We start from the raw sequence: 20,234 nt of genomic DNA, 5'->3' as shown, positions 1-20,234 counted from the left end.
CGCCGCATGAGCGAAAGCGACGCCTTCCACCGCGAGCTGTTCGAGCTGGAGGTCATGCCCTCGGGACCGGCGAAGGTCGCCGCGCTCGCGGATCTGGCCCGGCGTACGGAGGCCACCGGCGACCCGGGGCGGTTGCGGCGGGTGCGGTGGGCGCTGTTGATCGCCGCGGCGGGCACGGAGTTGGGCGACGACCGCGTCCTGCCGACCTTCGCGGCGCTGCTGGCTGATTTCGACGCCGATCCCGACGCCGCCGCCGCGGACGGCTCCCCGCCCGACCGCGTTCTCACCGCCTACGCGGAGGTGCTGCGGTACACGACCCGCTACCCGTCCATTCCGCGGGAGCGGGTCGAATCGCTCCTCGACGACTTCGCCCGGCGGGTCGACGCGCTCGGCGGGGACGAGGCGGACATGTACGAGACGCGCCTCCATGCCCGCGGCACGCTGGGCGATTTGGAAGCGGTGCCCGCGATGTGCGTGGCGATGATCCGGGCGAGGGAACGCGCCGGCCTCCCGCGATCCTGGGACGCCGAGGCCCTCGCCGGCATCTACACCGCCCAGCCGGAGCGATCGCTGGCCGCGATGCGGCCGGTCATCGCGAACCAGATCCCCGGGGCGTGGATGTGGCGGAGTTCCTTTCTGGAGTGGTCGCTGCGACCGCTGATCTGGGCCGGTGAGGAGGAGGAAGCCGACCGAAACTTCGCCGAGGCCGACGCCCGCTCCGGCTCCTGGCTGTTCGGGGACATCCTGTTGGCGGAGTACGCCTCCCGCCGACTCGCCCGCCAGCCGGAGCGGATGGGCGAGGAAGATGTCGAGCGATTGCGGACCCGCGTCCGCCGTTTGTTGAAGGCGGCGCCGCAGATGGGCCCGAGCTTCCGCGGGCAGGCGTATCAGGCGTGCGGCTTCGCCTGCGAGGCGCTCGCCGCCCAGCACGACGAACCGCTGCGACTGCTGCTGCCGGGAGAGGATGATTCGACCTCCCCGCCGTTGCGCAGTCCTTCAGACGTCGTCGCCCCGCTGCTTGCCGAGGCCGACCTTCTGGACGAAGCCTTCGCAGCCCGCAACGGCAACGAGTACCTCGCGGTCGAGACCGCGGGGAATCGGGCGTTCGTGTTCGGTCCCGGCTCCGGCATCGATCGCGTGCCGGCGCCGCGCCGCGAGCGGTTGCGGGCGCTGTGGGAAGCGGCCGAATCGTCCGCCGATCCGCTGGCCGACGCCTCGGACCAGGTTCCCGGCGACGATAACGGCGACGACTACAGCGACGAGCCAGGCGATCGGGGGCCGCGGACGTGACGACGGCGCTCGACGACGCGCTGGAAGAGGCGGCCTCCCGGCCGTACGACGCGGGGCGAGTGGATGCGTTCGCCGACCTCGCCCGGCGGGCGGAAGCGGACGGCCACGCCGAAGCGGCGTTCAATGCACGGCTCGGCCTGTTGGACGCGGCGGTGATGACGAATCGGTTCGACATCGCCCTCTCCACCTTCCCCCGGCTGCTGGCCGATGCGGACGCCGAGCCGGGCCGATTCCAGTTGGAAGATCAACTCCTGCTGGCCTTCCCGATGCTGCTGGGCGGGGCGACGAGCTTCCCGGAGATCCCCCTCGAACGGCTCCGCGAACTCGGCGAGGACTTCGCCCGTCGCGCCGCCGCCGCGGGGCGACACGATTCGGAGATCGCCGGCGGCCTGTTTCGCCTCGCCGCCGCGACCGGCGATCTGTCCCGGGCCGAGCGCTTGCTGAAGCGGATGTCGAAGCCGTGGGGCGGGCATTTTGCGGAGTGCACGCATTGTCGGTTGCGGCACGAACTGATGTTGCCCTGGTGCGCCGAGGATCACCCGACGATCCTCCGGCTGGTCCGCCGCTTGATCGACGAGGACCTGCGATGCGTTCGCTTTGAGTTCTGCGGCCCGCGCGAGGCGCTGATTTTCCGCTCGCTGACGCTGGCGGGGGAACTGGACGAAGCGATTCGGCGCTACCGCGTCGCGGCGGCGGGAATGCGGTCCGGTCCGTTCTGGGTCGTGATGCCGGGGCTGCATCTGTCGTTCCTTTCCCACGTCATTCACCGCGGCGGAGCGGACGGACTGACCGTCCCGGAGGCCGGCGCCGCGCTCTCCGCACTGCTGAGGCGATGCGTCGGGCTGGCCGACGGAATCAGCCCGGACAATCGCATGGAACTGCTCACGCCCGCGGCTCCCGCGATCGCGGCGCTGGCGGAGATCGGCGACCCGCCCCCGCTGCGATTCCCCGCCGGCGATCCGCTCGCGGACCTCGCCGGCGAGCCCGGGCAGGCCGACCCGGATGCGCTGGCCGCGGCGATGGACGCGGAGGCGGAGGCGCTCGCGGAGGCGTTCGACCGCCGCAACGGCAACGCGTTCCACCGACGGCATCACGCCCTGCACCGAGCATTCGCCCTGGGCGAATTGGCGCCGCCCGCCGCAGCCGGGAAGGATCCCTAGCGATGGACGACGATCTCGAAGCCCTGCTCCACGCCGCCGACGCTCACTGCCACGGGCCGGGACGAACCGCGGCGTTCGCCGACGTGGCCCGCCGCGCCGATGCCGAGCGAGACGAGCGCATTTCGTTTTGGGCGCGGATGGGGCAGCTGGATGCGGCGATGATGGCGTCGCAATATCACGTCGCACTCGCCCTGTTCCCACGCCTGTTGAAGGACGTGGACGCCGATCCGGACGCCTGTGACGACGGCGGTCAATTGATGGTCACGTTCCCCTCCCTGCTGACCGGAGCGACCTGTTTCCCGGACGTCCCGCTCAGTCGACTCCGAGAGCTGGGCGAAGAGTTCGCCCGCCGGGGCGAGGCGGAGGGCTTGGCCGACGCGGAGATCACCGACGGACTGCTCAACCTCGCCCAGGCGACCGGCGATCTCGATCGCGCCGCGGAACTGCTGCATCGCATGTCGCATCCCTGGAACGGGCACTTCGCTCTCTGCGAGCACTGCCGAGTCCGACAGCGGCTGGATTTCGCCTGGTACGCCGACGACCTGCCGGCGATCCGCGAACACGGCCGCCGACTGATCGACGGCCGATTGACCTGCGTGGAATACGTATGCCACGGCCTGCGGGAACCGTTCGTGCTACGGGCGTTGGTCGATGCCGGCGAGGACGAGACGGCCGTGCGTTACTACGGAAACTGCGCCGCAATCCTGCGATCCGAGCCGCACCGGGTTCACGCCGCCGGGCTGTGCGCCATGTTCCTAGGTCACGTCGTCGCCCGCGGGGGCGTTTCCGCCCGCTCCGCCGAGGTCGCGAAGCGGGATCTCCAAGGTCTGCTGCGTCGCACCGTTCCGTTCCTCGGGGACGTCGCCCCGGACGACCGGATGCAGTTCCTCTCCGCCGCGTCGCCGTCGCTGGAAACGTTGGCGAGAACGGGCGACGCCCCGGCGCTGGCGTTTCCGAAGGGGGACGCGCTCGCTCCGCTGGCGGGGGCCGCGGGACGATCGGACCCGGCCCCGTTGATCGCCGCGATGGATGCGGAGGCCGAAGCGTTGGCGCTCGCGTTCGACCGACGCAACGGCAACGACTTCCATCTTCGCCTGCACCGCCGGGCACGGACCTTCGTGTTCGGTGCAGCCGTCCCCGCTAACCCCTGACGAAAGTCGCCCCGCGATGTTCTCCGCCGAAGATCTTCCGCCCGACGTGTTCGAGGCCGCGGAAGCGGCCTACTTCGCGCCAGACGGCCCCGCAAAAGTGGCGCTTTGGGAGTCCGCCGTCGCCCGCGCCGATGCGGCGAACCTCCCCGCGGAGGTGCGGATGTCGTTCCGGGAGGAGTTGGTCGAAGCGGCCGCATCCGACGGCGTGAAGCAATACGATCGGGCGTTCGGCCCCTGGGCGACCCTCTTGGCCGAAGCGGATCGCGATCCGGACGCGGAGTGGGTCGATTGGTATCAGCTGCTGTGGAAGTACAAGTGGCTCAGCGATTCGACGGGCGAGTACGCGGCGATCCCGCGGGAGAAGATTTTCGCGATCCTCGACGACTTCGCGGACCGGGCGGCGGCGCACGGGTTCTCCGCGCGGCCCGCGGAGAACTACCGGGCGAACAACGCCTGGCTGCTGGGCGACGTCGAGGCCGCCGCGGCGGCGATGAAGCGTTTCGAAGCGGCCCCCCGCGACGGGCTGAGCGACTGCCGCGCTTGCGAGACGGCGCGGGCGGTGCAGTTCGCCGTGCAAACCGGCGACGACGCAGGCGCGGTCGAACGGTTCATCCCCCTCGCCGCCGGTCGGCTGGGCTGTGCGGAGGAGCCGGAGAACACGCACGGCATGCTGCTCGCCCCGCTGATTCGCCTCGGCCGCGACGAAGACGCCGCCGAGCGACACCGCATCGGCTTGAACGCGCTGAAACGGTTCCCGCAGTTCGTGTCCCGCGGCGCCGACCACCTCGACTATCTGACCCGCACCGGCGATCTGACGGCAGGCGGGCGGGTGTTCAAGCGGTTCGCCCGCTCGGTCCCGGCCGTTCCCGATCACGACCGCTGGCGGTTCCTCGGGGCGAGCGAGGTGTTCCTCGAAGCCGTCGCGGCGAAGTCCGACAAAGCGAAACGATTCGCCCTCCCGGCCGGCTTTCCCGTCCCCTACGCCAACGGGCCGGACGCCGGCGGCCCCGTGAAGCCGTCCGACCTGGCGGCTCAGATCGGCGCCGCCGCGGACGCGATCGAGGCGAAGTTCAACGCCCGCAACGGCAACGACGCCTTCACCCGGCGCCGAGCGGCGGCGCGGGCCTTCGCACAAGGCGCCGGGTAACTTCCTTCCCGAACCGGTCCGCCGAGGGCCGGGTCCGACTCGCCTTTCCGCACGCCGTACCGCGATGTTCGATCACCTGCCGCCCGAGGTGCAGTTCGCCTTCCTCTTGGCTCGATCCGCTCCGTCCGGGGCGGCGGCGGTGGGGCTGTGGGAGGAGGTCGTGCAGCAGGCCGACGCCGCCGGGTGCGACGTCGAGTTCCGGATGCAGGCGCGGCTCGCGGTGGTGCGGGAGGCCGTGATGGGGGCGAAGCAGTACGACCGGGCGCTGACGCCCTTCGCCGTCGTGCTGGGCGAGGCTGACCGCGACCCCGAAGCCGAATGGGTCGACTGGCATAGCCTGCTGTGGAAGTACAAATGGCTGGCGGATTCGCTGGCGGACTACCTCGCGTTCCCGGTCGAGCGGGTGATGTCCGTCCTCGACGACTTCGCCGCCCGCTGCGAGGCCCACGGGTTCAGCCCGCGGCCGGCGGAGAACTACCGGGCGAATACTCTCTGGATGCTGGGCGACGAAGCCGCCGCCGGCGAAGCGTTCGCCCGATTCGAGGCGGCCCCGCGGGACTCCCTCAGCGATTGCCACGCCTGCGAGGCCAGTCGAACGGTCACGCACGCCGTCCGGCTGGGCGACGACGCCGGAGCCGTCGACCGCGCCGCGCCGCTATTGAATGGGTGCCTGAGCTGCGCCGAAGAGCCGGAACGCACCCACAGCGAACTGCTCGCGCCGTTGCTGCGACTCGGGCGTGACGAGGACGCGGCGGAGCAGCACCGGCTGGGGTTGAACGCGTTGAATCGCTTCCCGCACTTCACCTGGTGCGCCGCCCGACACTTCCTCTACCTCGCCCGGACGGGGGCCGCCAAAGAGGTTCCGGCTCTCTTGAAGCGAACGGCCGACGCCGTCGGCGGAGCGTCCGACGACAATCGCCGCGAATATCTGTCCGCGGCCGGCGTTGCGCTGGAGCGGCTTTCGGGGAACTCCGATCGTCGCCGGGTGATGCGCCTGCCGACCGACTTCCCGATCGAAGAGTTCGAGAACCCGGTGCGTCCCTCCGAGCTTGGCGCCATGTTCACGGCGGCGGCGGACGACCTTGCCTCACAATTCGACGCCCGCAACGGCAACGACGCCGTCTCCCGCCGGCAGGCCGCGAGCCGGGCGTTTGCGACGGAGGGGAGATAAGCCTCATTCGTGACAGTCGGGGGCCGACAAGGACGCCGCATCGGGAATATATTGAAATATCAGCTCGCGCCGTGGAAACCGCCGCTTGTTGGGCCTGCGCCGACTTGACAAGATCGATTTTCCGATCTTTCACAAGGGCCGAGTCATGGATCGTTTCGCGCGTTTCCTCCTCCTGCTGGCGCTGCTGGCGCCTGCCGCTCCCGAAGCGGTCGCCCGCCAGAGGGACGCGACGGCGAAACTGGCGCCGACTCCGCCCAGCGGCAGCGCCGGCCTGTTCGTCGGCGTCAGTCATCCCGCCGACGTGCCGCCGGCGGCGGCCGGAGCGACGTGGGCTCCGGACGATGCGGTTCTGTTGGCCCACACGTTCGTCGTGGAATACGGCCTGATTCCCCCCGCGAACTGCGTCGTGGCGATCGACCGGATCCCGCAGAGTCCGGCGTCGGTCAAGCGGATGAACGCATTGCGGACGAGCGGCGTGCAGTTCCTGGGCACCTCGCGGAACGAACTCTTGCAGGCGCTGTCGAACGTCGCCGGCGCCGCTTCGCGATGGGGAGCCGCCGATCGACGTCCGACGGTCTGCGTGTTCGCGGCTTTCGGCTACGGGACGACTGAGAACGGTCTCCCCTACTTCGCCGCCAGTGATTCGACGCTCAGGCGGCTGGGCCTCGAGGGCATCTCCGTCCCGCAGGTGCGGGCTCAGATGGCTCTCTCGTCGGCCGCCCACCGACTCACGTTCTGGGATGCGTCCCTCGATCGTTCGACCCCGCAAATGGTCAGCCCCGCGATCGACGTGCCGGGGGCGGTCGCGATCGACGCCCAGCGACGGCAGGTTCTCCAATCGGGCGGCAACGAAGCGTTCATTACCGGTTTCGACTCGGGCGAATCCAGCTTCGAGATCGAATCGACAACCGGCGGGATCGGACTCACGGCGTGGAGCTTCGCGGCGGCGCTCGGACAGGCGGAGACGGACGTCGATCGCGACGGGGTCCTCACATTGGCCGAGACGGCCGCGCGGGCGAACCTCAACGTCGCCGCTCTTCTCCGGGCGGAGCGGCAGAAACTGCCGGGGACGCCGGCGTTAAAGCAGACGATTCGCTGCACCGCCGGTCCCGCGACGCTGCGATTGCCGCTGGCGAGAACCAGCGCCTCCATCGGCGGCATCGGCTTCGGCGCACGCCGACCGTCTCCGCCGGTCATCGTCGGTCCCGGCGGAACGGTCGTGCCGGGGTTCTCCATCGCGCCGCTCCCGCCGGACCCCGACGACGTGGCCTCCGATCTCGTCGGTCGGTTGACGCGACGGATCGGACTATTCGGGTACACGAGACAGCTTCATCTGCAGCTTGCCGCGGTGTTGGTGGACGGTCGGGCGCCGGTCGATTTGCGCCGGCTCGCCGATCGCTTCGCCACGCAGCCGGATCGCTTCTTCGTCCCCGCGATGACCGCGGAACTGGCCCAGCTGTCCGGAACCGGAGCGGTGGGCGGGATGAACTCCGGGTCGGGCGATGTGCCGCTCGTCTCCAACGCGGGGGCCGTCGGTCCGGCGGTCGCCCCGCCGCCGAAATTCACCGACAGGGAGATCGAGGCCGCGATCTCGGCCCTCGATGCGGCAGACAAAAGCCGGGACGCCGCCGCCCGCGAAAGGGCTCTCGTCAAGATCGCGACGATCGTCGCCGAACAACCCTCCGCCTTCGCAGCGGGACGACGGAAGACCGTGCTGCGCGAGTACACGACGATGCGTCAAGAGGTCCGTACGAAGGTGGTCAATTACATGGCGGAAGTGCCGGACGGCGCCGGCGGGGAGCGGACGGAAGCCCGCACGCAAGAGGTTCAGTACACGGTCGCCGTGCCGGTAACGAAGGTCACGGAAGCGGAGATCTACGATCCGACCGCGATGCCCGCGTCGATCCAACGGGCGCTGGGAGGACGATCCGCGTCGCTCGGCTCGCTCTCCGCCAAGATGCGGACGGCAGGCATTCAATCCGAATCGCCGGAGGCGCTCGATCGCGTGCTCCGACTGCTGACCGTGGCGGAGAACGTGGCGCGACGGAGCCTGCGTCCGAACGCGGCGGAGGTCGCTCAGGCACTGCTCCCCAGTTCGGGAGCGCCCGCAGCTCCGGCGGACGAACCGAGCGACGGCGGCGCCTGACTCCCGGCGAAGAGTCCTCCCGTCGGGCCCTTCGGGTCAGGCCGCGACCATGGTTCACACTTCGTTGTTCCGCACCGCGGCCCGCTGGGTGAGTCCGGTCAACGCGGAGCGGCTCAGCGGGGTTTCGACCTCGTACCCCTTCACGGCCGGCGTGGTTTGAGCGCCGATCGGGCCGGGGGCGTCGGGCATCGCCCGTCCCAACAGGCCGAGCAGGTCGAGGCTGAAGTTGCGGAACGTGTCGTGGAACGTGGCGACCGCCGCGAACGGCCACGGCGGGATCACTTCGGCCCGGCCTTCCTTGACCGCACCGAGTGCCGCGTCGGCGGCGTACTCCGCGCTGCAACTCAGGCCCGGCAGGCTGTCGAGGATCTTGAACCCTGCGTATTCCACCTCGTGCTTCCCGCGAATCAACGCATGACGCGGGGAGCCCGTCCGCATCAGCCCCGGGCAAGCGGTGGTGACGTACACGCCGAACTTCACCGCCTCGGTCCGCAGCCCCTCGCTGTAGCCAACCAGCGCGTGTTTACCCACGGTATAGGCGTTGCCGTGCACCAACGGAACGCGGCCGCCGATGCTGGCAATGTTGAGGATGCGTCCGCTCCGCCGCCGCTTCATCGCCGGCAACACTTCCTCCGTGAAGAAGTACGGCCCCCAGAAGTGCGTGGCGAGGCTGTCCTCGTAGTCTTGGGGCGTTAACGAGGCCTGCGGACCAAACGAGATCAGCCCGGCGTTGTTCACCAGCAGATCGACCGGGCCGAGCGCTTCGGTCACGGTCGCGAGGAATCGCCGCACGGACTCCCGATCGGTCACGTCGCAGACGCCGCCGACCACCCGCCCCGGTTCGCCCCGCCGGGCCAGCTCGTCCGCGGCGCGTCGGACCTGATCGGCGTCGCGGGCGCAAATCGCCACGGCGGCGCCGGCGCGCACCAGTTTGCGAGCGATCACCAGCCCGAATCCCCGCGACCCGCCGGTCACCACGCAGGTCTTCCCCGCGAAGCTGTACCGGCCCCGCAATGCACGCGTCGTCAGCTTGTAGCCGACGGCGGTCCCCGCGGCGGTGAGCGTCGCCGCTACGGCCGTACGGGCCAACGCGGAACCTAGACGGGCGGGAGTCGACGACATGCGAGGGCGAAGCGAACGAGTTGGAAGTTTCTAGGCGACAAGAAATCTTAGCCTCGCTCCCCCCCGGCCGTCGCGCATTCCTTGCCCATCCAAGGGGGGCTGACCTTCAAGCGATCGGAGCAGCCCGGTACAGTCCGCGCGCCTGTCGTCCCCTTCCACACAAACGCTCGACCATGTCCTCCACTGCCCCGCCGCTGCTGGGAATCGATGTGGGCGGTACGAACATCAAGGCCGCCGTCGTGGATGCCGGGGGCGTGCTGCGGGGGCGTGGATCGGTGCCGACGGAGCAGGAACTCGGTCCCGCCGCCGGCTTGGACCGAATCGAAGCCTCCGCGACTCAGGCGCTGACCGACGCGGGCGTGAGCCTGTCGGAGATCGCGGCGGTCGGCTTGGCCACGCCGGGGCCGATGGATCTCAAGCTCGGCAAGCTGCTGTGCCCGTCGAACCTGCCGGGCTGGCGAAACTGGGCGATTCGGGAGGCGGTCGAAGCGAGGTTCAGTAAGCCGACGACGCTTCAGAACGATGCGAACGCCGCCGCTTACGGCGAGTACTGGTCCGGCGCCGGCCGCGATGCGGACAGTCTCGTCCTGTGGACGTTGGGTACCGGAATCGGTTGCGGCATCATCCTGCGGGACGCCGTGATCGAAGGGGAACACAGCCACGGCAGCGAGTGCGGGCACATCATCGTCGATTCCCGGCCCGACGCCCGCGAGCATCCCGGCACCGGGATGCGGGGCACGCTGGAGGCGTATTGCGGCGCCCGCGGCGTGATCGCCCGCACCCGCGACGCCCTGGCCGCGGACCCGGGGACCTCCCGCCTGCACGAGCAAATCGCGCAGGGGGAGAAGCTGACGCCGAAGTTGGTCTGCGAAGCCGCCGCCGCCGGGGACGACCTCGCGACGGAGATCCTTACCGAAACGGCCCGCCTGTTGGGCGTGGGCACCGTGTCCGTGCTGCACACGATCGATCCGGATTGCGTGCTGTTGGCGGGGGCGATGACCTTCGGCGGGCCGGGCACGACGACCGGCGATCTGTTCCTCAAGAGGATCCGCGAGGAGGTCCAACAGCGGGCGTTCCCGACGGTGGCGGAGCATCTGGACATCAGCTTCGCCAGTCTCGGCGCCGACGCGGGCGTGGTCGGGGCGGCTGGGTGTGCGCGTCGGGCCTTCTCCGCCTGACGCGACGTTCGTTCGTCCAGACCGCAGTCGACGGCGATCGATGAACGCCGTGCGATCGGCCCGGTGGGCCGACGACCGCTTTCGTGGCTCTCCGGGGCATTGGCGCAGGGATTGCACTGCTAGGTGATGCATCAACAGGAATTTGACAACTCACCTTCGGAACATCACCATGAAGTCCTTCATCACAGCCGCCGCGATCGCCTGCCTGGCCGGGTTCGGCACCGCCGACACCGCCGACGCCCAGCTCCGCATCAGCGTGGGGAACGGCGGCTATGCCTATGGCGGATACAACTCCAACAGCTACCGCCCCAGCTACGGTTACGGGGTCCAGCCGTCGTACGGCGTGCGTCCCTCCTACGGCTATCCGTCCTACGGGTACAACCGCGGATACTCCTCTTCATACGGGTATCGCGGCGGTTACTCCCCGGGCTTTAACAGCGGGTTGTACGGCGGACGGACCTACGGAACCGGCCGTTACAACACCGGCTACGGGTACAACGGCGTCTACGGCTCGAACCGCGGCGGCAGCTTGCAGGACGTCCTGATTCGTCGAGGCGTCCGCGAACTGCTTCGCTAACGCTCGTCGCAGTGAGCTGAAGCGATCGCCCCGACCCGGCGGCGAACGATTGACTACACGCCCGCCCGCACGTCTTAGTGCGGGCGGGCGTGTTCTTTGCGCAGATAAGAACGAAGACAGAAGGCGACCGGTCGATCCCCACGGTTCGTCCCCGATCCGCCGCCGCAGGAGACGCGACGGCAGAAGGTCGAGAACTCCGAGCGTTCGTCAGAGGATCGAAGAGCCCTTCACGCTGATGCCCTTCAACGCCATCTTCAATTCCTCGGCGTTGGGGCTGACCTCGAAAGCGACGGCGCGGGAGATAAAGTCCCGTTCGACGAAGCTTTGCAGACTGTCGTTGAACTTCTGCATCCCCTCCTGTTTCCCAAGCGAGATCGCTTGAGCCAACTTCTCGTCCTGCTCTTCCATGATCAGTTTTCGGACGGTGGGATTGAAGGTCATGATCTCCACGATCGGCACCCGCTTCGGGTCGTCCTCGCCTTCTAAAATCGTCGGCAACAGCTTCTGAGCGACGATGGCCTTCATATTGAAGACCATTGAACTGCGAATCGCCGCGTGCATATCCATCGGGAACAGGTCGAGAATACGGCCGATGGTCGACGGGGCGGTACTGGCGTGAATCGTGCCGAATACCAGGTGACCGGTTTCAGCGGCGTGGATGGCGGTCTCGAACGTTTCCCGGTCGCGAAGCTCGCCCACCAGCATGATGTCCGGGTCTTCACGCACCGCGTGCTTCATCGCGACCTCGAAGTCGATCACGTCCTGCCCGATCTCCCGCTGGTTGATCAGACATTTCTCCGCATCGTAAATATATTCAATCGGGTCTTCGATGGTCAGAATATGCTTCCGCATATTGTGGTTCACCCAGTTCAACATCGACGCGATCGTGGTCGATTTGCCGGAACCGGTGACGCCCGCCAGCAGAACCATGCCCTGGTCGAACTTGCACAGGCTTTCCATCACCGGCGGCAGGTTCAGGTTCTCGAAGTCCGGGATGAATCGCTCGATCCGCCGCGCGACCATGCCGACTTTACCCATCTGCGTCAGCAGGTTGACGCGGAAACGCCAACTGTCCCCGTCGACCTCCATGATTTTGGCGAAGTCCGCCCCGCCGTCCCGGTGGAAAATATCGAGGTTCCGCTGGTCCATCATGGGGAACAGCAAGTCGACGATCCCCTCCTCCGTCAGCGGCGCCTGATCCAGTTCCCGCAGCGTCCCTCGGATGCGAAACACCGGCGGGCGACCGACCTGCAAGTGAATGTCGCTGCACTTGAGTTTGATCGCCGCCTTAAAAATGCGATCCACCTCCAGCGGGGCGCCGTGCTTGAAGGTCGATTCGGTCCATTCGTGGGGCAGCACGGCTGGGTCTCGCGGAAGGACGAAGGGAGGCGAAAAAACGGGCGACGAGGCGACGATGAGCACGTCGGCGACGGGCCGAGCAGTCTACCGCCGCCCGAAGGCCCGCACGAGGGGCGGGATCGGGCGAGTCGGCGGGTAGAATGCAGTCCCCCTCGGCGCCGCCCGGCGGTCTTTCGCTCCCTGATTCGTTCGTTCCGACTCTGATGGTTCCCGCCCCGTTTCGCCGGCGAACTCGACGGTGATCGGTTCGGATCGAGTGACCGTCGTCGAAGAGAGGGCCGACCGCGCCCGTGACGGCGACGCTGCGCCCGGTCGGCTGATCGTCGCGGTCGCCGCCGCCGGGCCGCTGCGGACCGCGCGGTCGGGCGTGTTCGCGCTCGTTCTCAATGGGTTCGTGTTTAGTCTGGTATTGGCCGTCTGGACGCAGAAGCCCGGCGCCTGGAACGGCCCGGCGATCATCGGGCTGGGCCTGATGAGCGCCGGCGGCTTGGCGGTCGCGATCCCGTTTCTGTGGGCGTGGGCCAAACGAGCGTTCACCCGCACCCTGGTATTGGTGGACGAATCGTCCGTCGTCGTCCGCACCCGCTGGGCTCTGCCTTGGCTCGCGCGAAGGGCGACCGTCGTCCGCGACCCCCGCGGCCCGACCGACCACGCCGCCGCTCGTCGCCGCGGCGTGTGGTGGTGGCCCGGCGGATCGGTGCGCACCGTGCAGATCTTCGCCGGCGGTCCCGGCCGGACCGTCGCCGCGGCGCTGCCGCCGGAGGAAGAGCGACGACTGGTCGAACTCCTCAACGGTCGGTTGCTCTCCCCGAATCCCCCGGCGGTGGTTATGCGGGCGACGTTCGATCCCGCGGTTCGCACGGCGCTGGAGGGCGGCTGGGCGGTGCGGCGGGCGATGAGCCCGGAATCCCTGCCGGGCCGCGGGCGACGCGGGCGGCTGCGGGTCTCGGAGGAGGCCGACGAAGTCGGGACGCGCGTGGTGATCCGCACCCCCGCCTACGAACGCTGGGGCGACCGGTTGGCGACCGGCATGGTGCTGATCGGCTTCGGCGTCGTCGGCACGCTGATCCTGATGTGCCTCGGCGCTGCGGGGCTGGTGGGCGGTCTGCCGCTGTGGTTCCAATTAGGCCTTGCGGCGGCGCCGGCGGCGTTGTTCACGGTCGTGCCGCTGGTCTACGGCGTGTGGGCCGGGTTGGGCCGGGTGACGGTAACGATCGGCACGCCGGCCGGGGCGGACCCGTTCGAACCGAAGCCCCCTGCGGAGATCGTTTCCCGGTGGCACATCGGCCCGATCGGCCTGACGTGGCGGGCCGAGGTCAGCGACGTGCGGGCGGTCTGGATCAGCGGCAACACGATCCGTCCCGGCCACCGTCAGGAGGGCGTCGGCGAGCCGCGGAAGGTGTGCGCCCTCACCCCGCATCTGGCGATCCCGGTCACCGGCGATTACCTCCGCGACGCCACCCGCACCGAGGCCGCCGCGGTCGTCCGCTGGGCGCTACTGAAGCACGGCAGCACGCTGCCGGGCATGCCGGGTGAGAGCGACTGAGGAGCGCCCCCGTCGCCCGGCAGCCCGAGGCGCGAGCCGAGGCCGAGCGGCAATCGTAGGCTCACACGACCTCGGCTCGCGCCTCGGGCTGCCGACGCTCTTCGGTGACGGCGTTCAGGGCACGACGTAATTCACCCGATACGGCGGCTGCGGCAGGGGCATGCCGGCGCCGAGGTAGAATCCCGTGTGCGCGGATTGGTTGTAGCCGACGTTCTGCCAGTCCACCGACACCCGGTAGTGCGGGTCGTGCATCAACGTCCGCAGACAATGCGGCGTCGGGATCGTGCTGACGAGGATCAGCAGTTTGCTGTCGTCCCGCGAGCGGAGGATCAGTTCTTCCCGCCAATCGCCCAGCACGTCGGCGGCCAGGCAGGGATTGGCCTTTGTGCCGTTGTTCGCGGAGGCGAAATAAGGTTCCCGGTAGCCGGTCACCAACCGAATCTCGTCGCCGGTCTCCGGGTCCCATTTGTCGATGATCGTCCCGTCGAGCAGTTCCCGGATCAGATCGCCGTCCCACCAGATCCCCATATTCGTCCAGCGGGGCTTGCGGGGGTGAATCATCTCGCCGTGCACGTCGAACACGCCGCGGCCGCCGGAACTCCAGAACTCGAACCCGGGGGAGGCGGGATCGACGTCGAAGGCGACGCCGCGGCCGACGTCCCGGTGTGGGAACTTCTTCCAGATCGCCGTGCCGTCCGCGGCTCGAAACTCCATACCGGCGTCGTGGCTTTCGCCCTCGTGAATATCGAACACTTCCAGCCCGGGGCGTTCCGGGTCCATATTTGTGACGTGCAGGGCGTCGCCGTGGCCCAGACCGGTGGTGTAGAGGCCGGTGCCGTCGTCGTCGATCGCGCAGGCGCCGTAGACGATCTCGTCGCGGCCGTCGCCGTCCAGATCGGCGACCGAAACCTGATGGTTCCCCTGTCCGACGTACCCGGCCAGCGCCGGATCGCCGAGGGTGTCGAAGATCCAGACTTGCTCCAACCGGCCGTCGCTCCACCGCCACGCGGCGAGGCAGGTGCGTCCGCCGCGGCCCCCGCGGCCGCTGTAGTACCCGCGGCCGGTGACGAGGAACGGCCGTTCGCCGTCCAGATAGGCCACGCAGGCGGAGAAGCGATCCATCCGATTGCCGTAGTCGTCGCCCCACACGTCCCAGATCTGATCACGAGTCGGGCTGTCGGTCTCCGGATGACGTTGCGGGACGAAGGGCGTCGAAACGAGCGCCTCGCCGGTGCGACCGTCGAACACCGTGAGGAACTCCGGCCCGCGGAGAATCGAACCGTCACGCCCCAGGTGATTGGCGTCCGGATCACCGAGAACCTGCCCCGCCCCGTCGACCGTGCCGTCGGCGGTCTTCAGGACGACTTCGCCCCGGCCGTCGCCGTCGAGGTCGTAGGCGGTCATCTGCGTGATATGGGCGGAGGCGCTGACGTTCGGGCCGAGATCGATCCGCCACAGCTGCTCGCCTTCCAGCGTGTAGGCGTCAATCAGCACCGGCCCGGTGCCGCTTCGCGGCGTACCTCCGCCGCCGCCGCGGGTGTTCGACGGCTCCCACCGCAGGACGTATTCGTAGTCGCCGTCGCCGTTCAGATCAGCGACGGCCACATCGTTGGCGTGGTATTCGAAGGGCCGCCCGCCCCGGCTGCGGCCGCCCTCGGGTCGCTGGAGCGGGATGCTGAGGAAGGGATCCCACGGGGCCGCCGCCGATCGACGGCAGGTGCCCCCGAGATCCGCTTCCAACCCCGGCCCCACGGCCTCGACTCGCCACGTCGTATCCTCGGCCGGGTTCCAATCCCCATCGACGAACCACGTCTCGCGCAGCGGTTCGGCATTGAGTCGCGCCTCCGTCTCGTCGCCGGTCGTGCGATAGAGGTTGAAGCGGACCGCTTCCGGATCACGCCCCAGCATCCGCCAACTTAGAAAGACGCCGTCGCCCTGAGGAATCGCGACCAGTCCGCGATCCAGGCGTTCGACCGCCCGCGGGGCGTGCTCCCCTGTCCGTTCGACGAGCGGGAGCGCCGCGACGTCCTCGGCCGCGGCTTCCTCCGACGTCGGCGGGGCGACCTGCCGCGCCGGCGCCCGTTCAATGCCCCACGTGAAGAGGGTTGCTGTCAGGCACAGCGGACCGAGTCCGTACGTTCTCAAACCGTGACGCATCGCTCTCTCCAAGGTCTGTCGCTCTCGTTGTCGAACGGCGGGGGTCAGATGACCCGCACGTTCACGCCCCGCCCGGCCAGGGCTCGTTTGCAGTCGGGCACGGGGTGGGTGCCGTCGTGAAAGATGCTCGCCGCGAGGACCGCATCCGCGTGGCCGGCGGTGAGGGCGTCGTACAGGTCGTCCGGGCCGCCGGCGCCGCCGCTGGCGACGACGGGGATGCTCACCGCACGGCTCACCGCTTCGGTGATCTCCAGATCGTAGCCCGTCTGGGTGCCGTCGGCGTCCATGCTGGTCAGGACGATCTCGCCGGCGCCGCGGTCCGCCATCTCGATCGCCCAGGCGACGGCGTCCAACCCGGTCGCCAGGCGCCCGCCGTTGATGTGGACGTCCCAGGCGCAGGATGGCGGATGGGGGATGTCGGAAGTCGGATTTGACGATGCTTGTTCGATCCAGCGCTCGCGGAAGCCGGGCTGCTCGGGAGCCGGCCGTTCGACGAGTCGCAATCGCTCGGGGATCGCACGCCCGTCCATATCCGACTTCCGACATCCCAAATCCCACATCACCCTGCGCGGGTCGATGTTCACCACGATGCACTGCGCCCCGAAGCGTTTGGAGGCTTCGCTGATGAAGTCCGGGTCGCGCACCGCGGCGCTGTTGACGCTCACCTTGTCCGCCCCGGCGTTGAGCAGCGCCCGCACGTCGTCGCAGGTGCGGACGCCGCCGCCGACCGTGAGCGGCATGTGCACCTGGTCGGCGGTGCGGCGGACGACGTCCAGGATCGTGCCCCGCCCCTCGTGGCTGGCCGTGATGTCGAGGAAGACCAATTCGTCCGCCCCGTCCTGCTCGTAGCGGCGGGCGACGTCTACCGGGTCGCCCGCGTCCCGCAGGTTGACGAAGTTCACCCCCTTCACCACCCGCCCGCCGTGGACGTCGAGGCAGGGAATGATCCGGGCAGCAGGCATGGGCGCGACGGGCGAAGAGAAGCTCGGCGAAGACGTTCGATCGGCGGCAGGATAACCAGCCGACCGCAAAGAGCGGTTGTGAACGCCCGAATCGCAGCGCACCGTGAGGCGTGCCCCGCCCGGTTCGGTTCCTCCCGCCATGTTCTTCGCGTCTCGTATCGCTCTTGTTTCGGTTGCGGTAGGCATGGCCGCTTCACTGTCGGCTGTCGGCTGCGTCGATCGACTCGCGGCGCAGGAGCCGGCCGCGGCGCCCGTACCCCGGCCGGCGGTCGCCCCGCCGTTCCCCGGCTCGCCGCTGTTGGAGAACGCCGATTTCTTCCTGCACCTCCGCGTCGCCGACGCTTGGAACGACCCGACCCTCGCGGACCTGACGCCCCCGGCGGTGCGGGTCGCCGGCGACTCGATGGCGGGCCTGTACGGGTTGACCCTCGCGGAGGTCGAATCGCTGACCCTCACCGGGCCGGTCGTGGCGTACGTCGCCGCGGGGTTCGAGCAGTTGCCCGCGGAGGCCGAAGCGGCCCAGGCTTACGGGCGGAAACTTGGCGAGCAGGCCTACGCCCAGACAGTGGGGGTGATCCGGTTGAGCCGCGACTTCGATCTCGGCGCCGTGACGGCGCCGGACGGCGAGCCGGCGTTCGTCAAAGTCGAGCGGAAGGGCGTCGCCGGTTCGCTGTTCGTCGGCCGCACGGGCACGCAGGTGTGGAGCGCCGGCCTGTACCTCTGGCAGCCGGACGCCCGCACCGTGGCCGTGGGGAAGAAACAGCGGATCCTGGAACTCCAATCGAACGCGAAGACCCCGTTGACGCGGCCGGGCTTCGCCGGCTTGGCCGAGGGAACGCTTCAGTTGATCCTCGCCCCGCGGGACGGGTTGTCGATACTTCCCACTGACGAGTCGATCGCGGTGCTAGAAGCAGGCGAACCGCCGCCGGAGCTCGCCGCCGCCCTCAAACGCTACGACGCGGTTCGGCGGTATGCGGCGGGCATCGCGTTCACCCTCGATTTGAAGGCGGACCCGCCGACCGTCACGGTGACGCTCCCGGCCCTCCACCCCGATCAGCCAAAGGAACTCGCGGAGTTGGAGACGGCGGTCTCGGGGTGGGTCTCGGAGTTCAAGACGACGGCGATCAACACGGCGGCCGCCGGCGACGGCCTGCCGCCCGCGTTCGGAGCCTTGATCGAATCGGTCGCTGCATCGGCCCGCCAGACGACCGAGGACGCTGTGGTAAAAGTGACGTTCACCGCGCCGAGCGATCTGCGGGAGCAACTCGGCCAGCCGATCGGCACGTCACGGGAGGAGTGAAGCGGGGCTGCCCCGCCGCCTCAGCCCTTGAAGGCGACGAACGCGGCGCCGAGCGCCGCCAGGAGGCCGAGCACCCACGCCCATAAGGTCGAACCGCGGCCGCCAGGGACGTCGGCGTCGCCCTCCAGCGATTGTCTCGTGGACCGCGCGGCGGTGCGGACCCGTTCCGAGGCTTCAACTCGTTCCACCTTCGTGAGTACCGAGGCCAGCTCCCCCTGTTCCGAGGGGAACGAAGCCAACGCCCCCGCCGCGGCGGCGCGGACCAACTCGTCTTCATCGCCGTCTAACGCATTCCGCAGCGCCGCGTAGTTTGCGTCGCCGTCCTCCCCCAACTCCCCCAGCGTGGTCGCGGCCGCGGCACGGTCTGCGGGGGAACCCTGCTGCAGGTTCGTGATCCAGCGACCTTCCGCCCGATCCAACGCGGCGCTGCCCTCCCGCCAAGAGACCGCGAGCGGAAGCAGGGCGGCGCACAGCCCCAACGCGCCCACGGCGGTCCACTTGACCCAGGCGTCCGGTCGGGCGGCCGCCGGTCGCGGCGGCGGCGGCGGGGGGGCGGTCAGGTCGTCGTCGTCCGCGCTCGCGGCGGGACGAATCTTCGGCGGGACATCCGCGGTCGCTGCCGGCCGCGTACGGAGCGTGATCTGATCGTCCAGTCCGCCCAGCCGCACGCCGACCTCCACGGCGTTCGGAGGCCGGTCCTCGATCCGTTTCTCCAACAGATTCGCGACCAGCGCGTCCAAGCCCGGCGGACAGTGCGGCTCGCGGGAGACGACCCGAGGGGCCGGCTTCTTCAGATGCATCTGAAGGGTCTCGGCGGGCGTTGCGCCGGCGAACGGCGGCGTGCCCGTCAACAGCTCGAACAGCACCACGCCCAACGCATACAGGTCGGTCTGCGGGCAGGCCGGCGGTCGGCCGCGAATCTGCTCCGGAGCCATGTAGCGGAAGGTGCCCATCGTGCGTCCCTCCGCGGTGAGCTTGTTCCCCTCCCGCACCGCGGCGAGGCCGAAGTCCGCCAGCTTCAAGGCGCCGTCGTCCGCCAGCAGGAAGTTCCCCGGCTTCAGATCGCGATGGATCACGCCGCGGTCATGGGCGAAGGCGAGCGCTGCGCAGATCTGCCGGGCGTACTGCACCACCGTTGCCGGCGAGAGACGTTCATTGCGTTCGAGCAAATCCTGGAGCGTTCCTCCCGTGAGGTACTCCATGGCGTAGAACCGCCGGTTGGCGGTGTTGCCGGGGCCTTTCTCCCCGTCCGTCATCCCGCCGAAGGTATGGACGATGTGCGGGTGCCGCATGTCCCGCAGCAAGCCGACCTCCCGCTCAAACCGGGCGAGGACGGTCTCGTCCTGCATATCCTGGGGGAGGAGTTTGACGGCCACGATCCGGTCGTTTTTGACGAACCGGGCCTTCCAGACCTCGCCCATTCCTCCCTGCCCGATTCGTTCGAGCAACTCGAACGGCCAGATCCAGCGATTTTCAGAAGCGACGGACACGAATCTACTGCGGGCGAGTGGCGAACGCGTCGCTCAGTGTACCGCTCGGAGGATCGCCGTCCGACCCCGTCGAGCCGCGGTTCGCTCCGCGGCTGCGACGGTTTCGTTCCGCTGGGACGACGCCCGTTGTTCCGGCAACAGTTCGGGATGGCTCACGGCGGTCGATCGCGAGGGGAGCGGCCGTGAATCGTCGGCGGCGACGGACGCACTGCCGCCGGGGCGGCCTTTTTCACCGGCGGCGTGCCGAACGGGTGAGCCTGCCCCGACACGAACGTCGCATTGGTATCGTGAACCCCTCCCTCTCCCGTTCCGGAACTCTCCGATGTTCGCCCTCGCCGCCGCGCTGCTCGTGTCCCCCGCCGTCGCTCCGCAGCCGCCGGGCGGGGGCGATCTACTCGGTCTCCCGCCGGGTTCGGTCCTGATCGAGGAGGTCGTCCTGCCGCAGGGCGGCGGGTTCGGCGGCGGGGGAGGGTTTGGG

15 protein-coding genes are annotated in these 20,234 nt (G+C 69.1%); 10 read left to right on the top strand and 5 right to left on the bottom strand.

Annotation, left to right across the window (positions count from 1 at the left end; all coding sequences use genetic code 11):
* The first annotated feature begins 6 nt into the window (after positions 1-6).
* From LzC2_RS06850 to LzC2_RS06825, 6 genes are all read left to right on the top strand, one after another.
* A complete protein-coding gene (locus tag LzC2_RS06850) occupies positions 7-1,290 on the top strand; it encodes a hypothetical protein (protein WP_171185147.1) in 1,284 nt (427 codons plus the stop codon).
* The gene (locus LzC2_RS06845; protein ID WP_171185145.1) at positions 1,287-2,450 is read left to right on the top strand and encodes a hypothetical protein; all 1,164 of its coding nucleotides are present in this window, start codon (positions 1,287-1,289) and stop codon (positions 2,448-2,450) included. Before LzC2_RS06850 ends, LzC2_RS06845 begins: the two co-directional genes overlap by 4 nt.
* A gap of 2 nt (positions 2,451-2,452) precedes the next feature.
* Positions 2,453-3,601 carry a hypothetical protein gene (locus LzC2_RS06840; protein WP_171185143.1) on the top strand — a complete coding sequence of 383 codons (1,149 nt, stop codon included), beginning with the start codon at positions 2,453-2,455 and terminating at the stop codon, positions 3,599-3,601.
* Positions 3,602-3,617: 16 nt separating this feature from the next.
* Positions 3,618-4,748: a hypothetical protein gene (locus tag LzC2_RS06835; RefSeq protein WP_171185141.1), complete on the top strand. Its 1,131-nt coding sequence runs from the start codon at positions 3,618-3,620 to the stop codon at positions 4,746-4,748.
* 64 nt (positions 4,749-4,812) lie between these two features.
* Positions 4,813-5,919, top strand: a complete 1,107-nt coding sequence (locus LzC2_RS06830) for a hypothetical protein (RefSeq protein ID WP_171185139.1) — start codon at positions 4,813-4,815, stop codon at positions 5,917-5,919.
* Positions 5,920-6,064: 145 nt separating this feature from the next.
* Complete coding sequence (locus LzC2_RS06825) at positions 6,065-8,065, top strand: hypothetical protein (protein ID WP_171185137.1); 2,001 nt, start codon at positions 6,065-6,067, stop codon at positions 8,063-8,065.
* Between the two features lie 54 nt (positions 8,066-8,119).
* On the opposite strand, the gene LzC2_RS06820 is transcribed toward LzC2_RS06825, so the two are convergent.
* On the bottom strand, positions 8,120-9,187 hold the full coding sequence (locus tag LzC2_RS06820) for an SDR family NAD(P)-dependent oxidoreductase (protein ID WP_171185135.1): 1,068 nt from the start codon (positions 9,185-9,187) through the stop codon (positions 8,120-8,122).
* 173 nt (positions 9,188-9,360) lie between these two features.
* On the opposite strand from LzC2_RS06820, the gene LzC2_RS06815 reads away from it, so the two are divergent.
* Positions 9,361-10,365, top strand: a complete 1,005-nt coding sequence (locus LzC2_RS06815) for an ROK family protein (RefSeq protein WP_171185133.1) — start codon at positions 9,361-9,363, stop codon at positions 10,363-10,365.
* Between the two features lie 169 nt (positions 10,366-10,534).
* Positions 10,535-10,942: a hypothetical protein gene (locus tag LzC2_RS06810; RefSeq protein WP_171185131.1), complete on the top strand. Its 408-nt coding sequence runs from the start codon at positions 10,535-10,537 to the stop codon at positions 10,940-10,942.
* Positions 10,943-11,149: 207 nt separating this feature from the next.
* Here LzC2_RS06810 and LzC2_RS06805 read toward each other — a convergent pair whose 3' ends face one another.
* Positions 11,150-12,301 (bottom strand): type IV pilus twitching motility protein PilT, encoded by a 1,152-nt coding sequence (locus LzC2_RS06805; RefSeq protein WP_171185129.1) that lies wholly within the window; start codon positions 12,299-12,301, stop codon positions 11,150-11,152.
* A 256-nt stretch (positions 12,302-12,557) separates the two neighbouring features.
* Here LzC2_RS06805 and LzC2_RS06800 point away from each other — a divergent pair, with 256 nt between their 5' ends.
* Positions 12,558-13,847, top strand: a complete 1,290-nt coding sequence (locus tag LzC2_RS06800) for a hypothetical protein (protein ID WP_171185127.1) — start codon at positions 12,558-12,560, stop codon at positions 13,845-13,847.
* A gap of 114 nt (positions 13,848-13,961) precedes the next feature.
* Here the strand turns inward: LzC2_RS06800 and LzC2_RS06795 are convergent, their stop codons facing one another.
* Together LzC2_RS06795 and hisF are read right to left on the bottom strand one after the other, a co-directional pair.
* Complete coding sequence (locus LzC2_RS06795) at positions 13,962-16,004, bottom strand: rhamnogalacturonan lyase (protein ID WP_171185125.1); 2,043 nt, start codon at positions 16,002-16,004, stop codon at positions 13,962-13,964.
* A 44-nt stretch (positions 16,005-16,048) separates the two neighbouring features.
* Positions 16,049-16,966 carry an imidazole glycerol phosphate synthase subunit HisF gene (gene hisF, locus LzC2_RS06790; RefSeq protein ID WP_171185123.1) on the bottom strand — a complete coding sequence of 306 codons (918 nt, stop codon included), beginning with the start codon at positions 16,964-16,966 and terminating at the stop codon, positions 16,049-16,051.
* A 184-nt stretch (positions 16,967-17,150) separates the two neighbouring features.
* Here hisF and LzC2_RS06785 point away from each other — a divergent pair, with 184 nt between their 5' ends.
* Positions 17,151-18,266 (top strand): hypothetical protein, encoded by a 1,116-nt coding sequence (locus tag LzC2_RS06785; RefSeq protein WP_171185121.1) that lies wholly within the window; start codon positions 17,151-17,153, stop codon positions 18,264-18,266.
* Between the two features lie 20 nt (positions 18,267-18,286).
* Here the strand turns inward: LzC2_RS06785 and LzC2_RS06780 are convergent, their stop codons facing one another.
* Entirely contained in the window at positions 18,287-19,756 is a 1,470-nt protein-coding gene (locus LzC2_RS06780; RefSeq protein WP_171185119.1) for a serine/threonine-protein kinase, read from the bottom strand.
* Between the last annotated feature and the right edge of the window lie 478 nt (positions 19,757-20,234).

The sequence above is a fragment of the Alienimonas chondri genome, from assembly GCF_013036045.1.
In the GTDB taxonomy this organism is placed as follows: domain Bacteria; phylum Planctomycetota; class Planctomycetia; order Planctomycetales; family Planctomycetaceae; genus Alienimonas; species Alienimonas chondri.
This window is presented reverse-complemented; position numbering and strand designations above follow the sequence as displayed.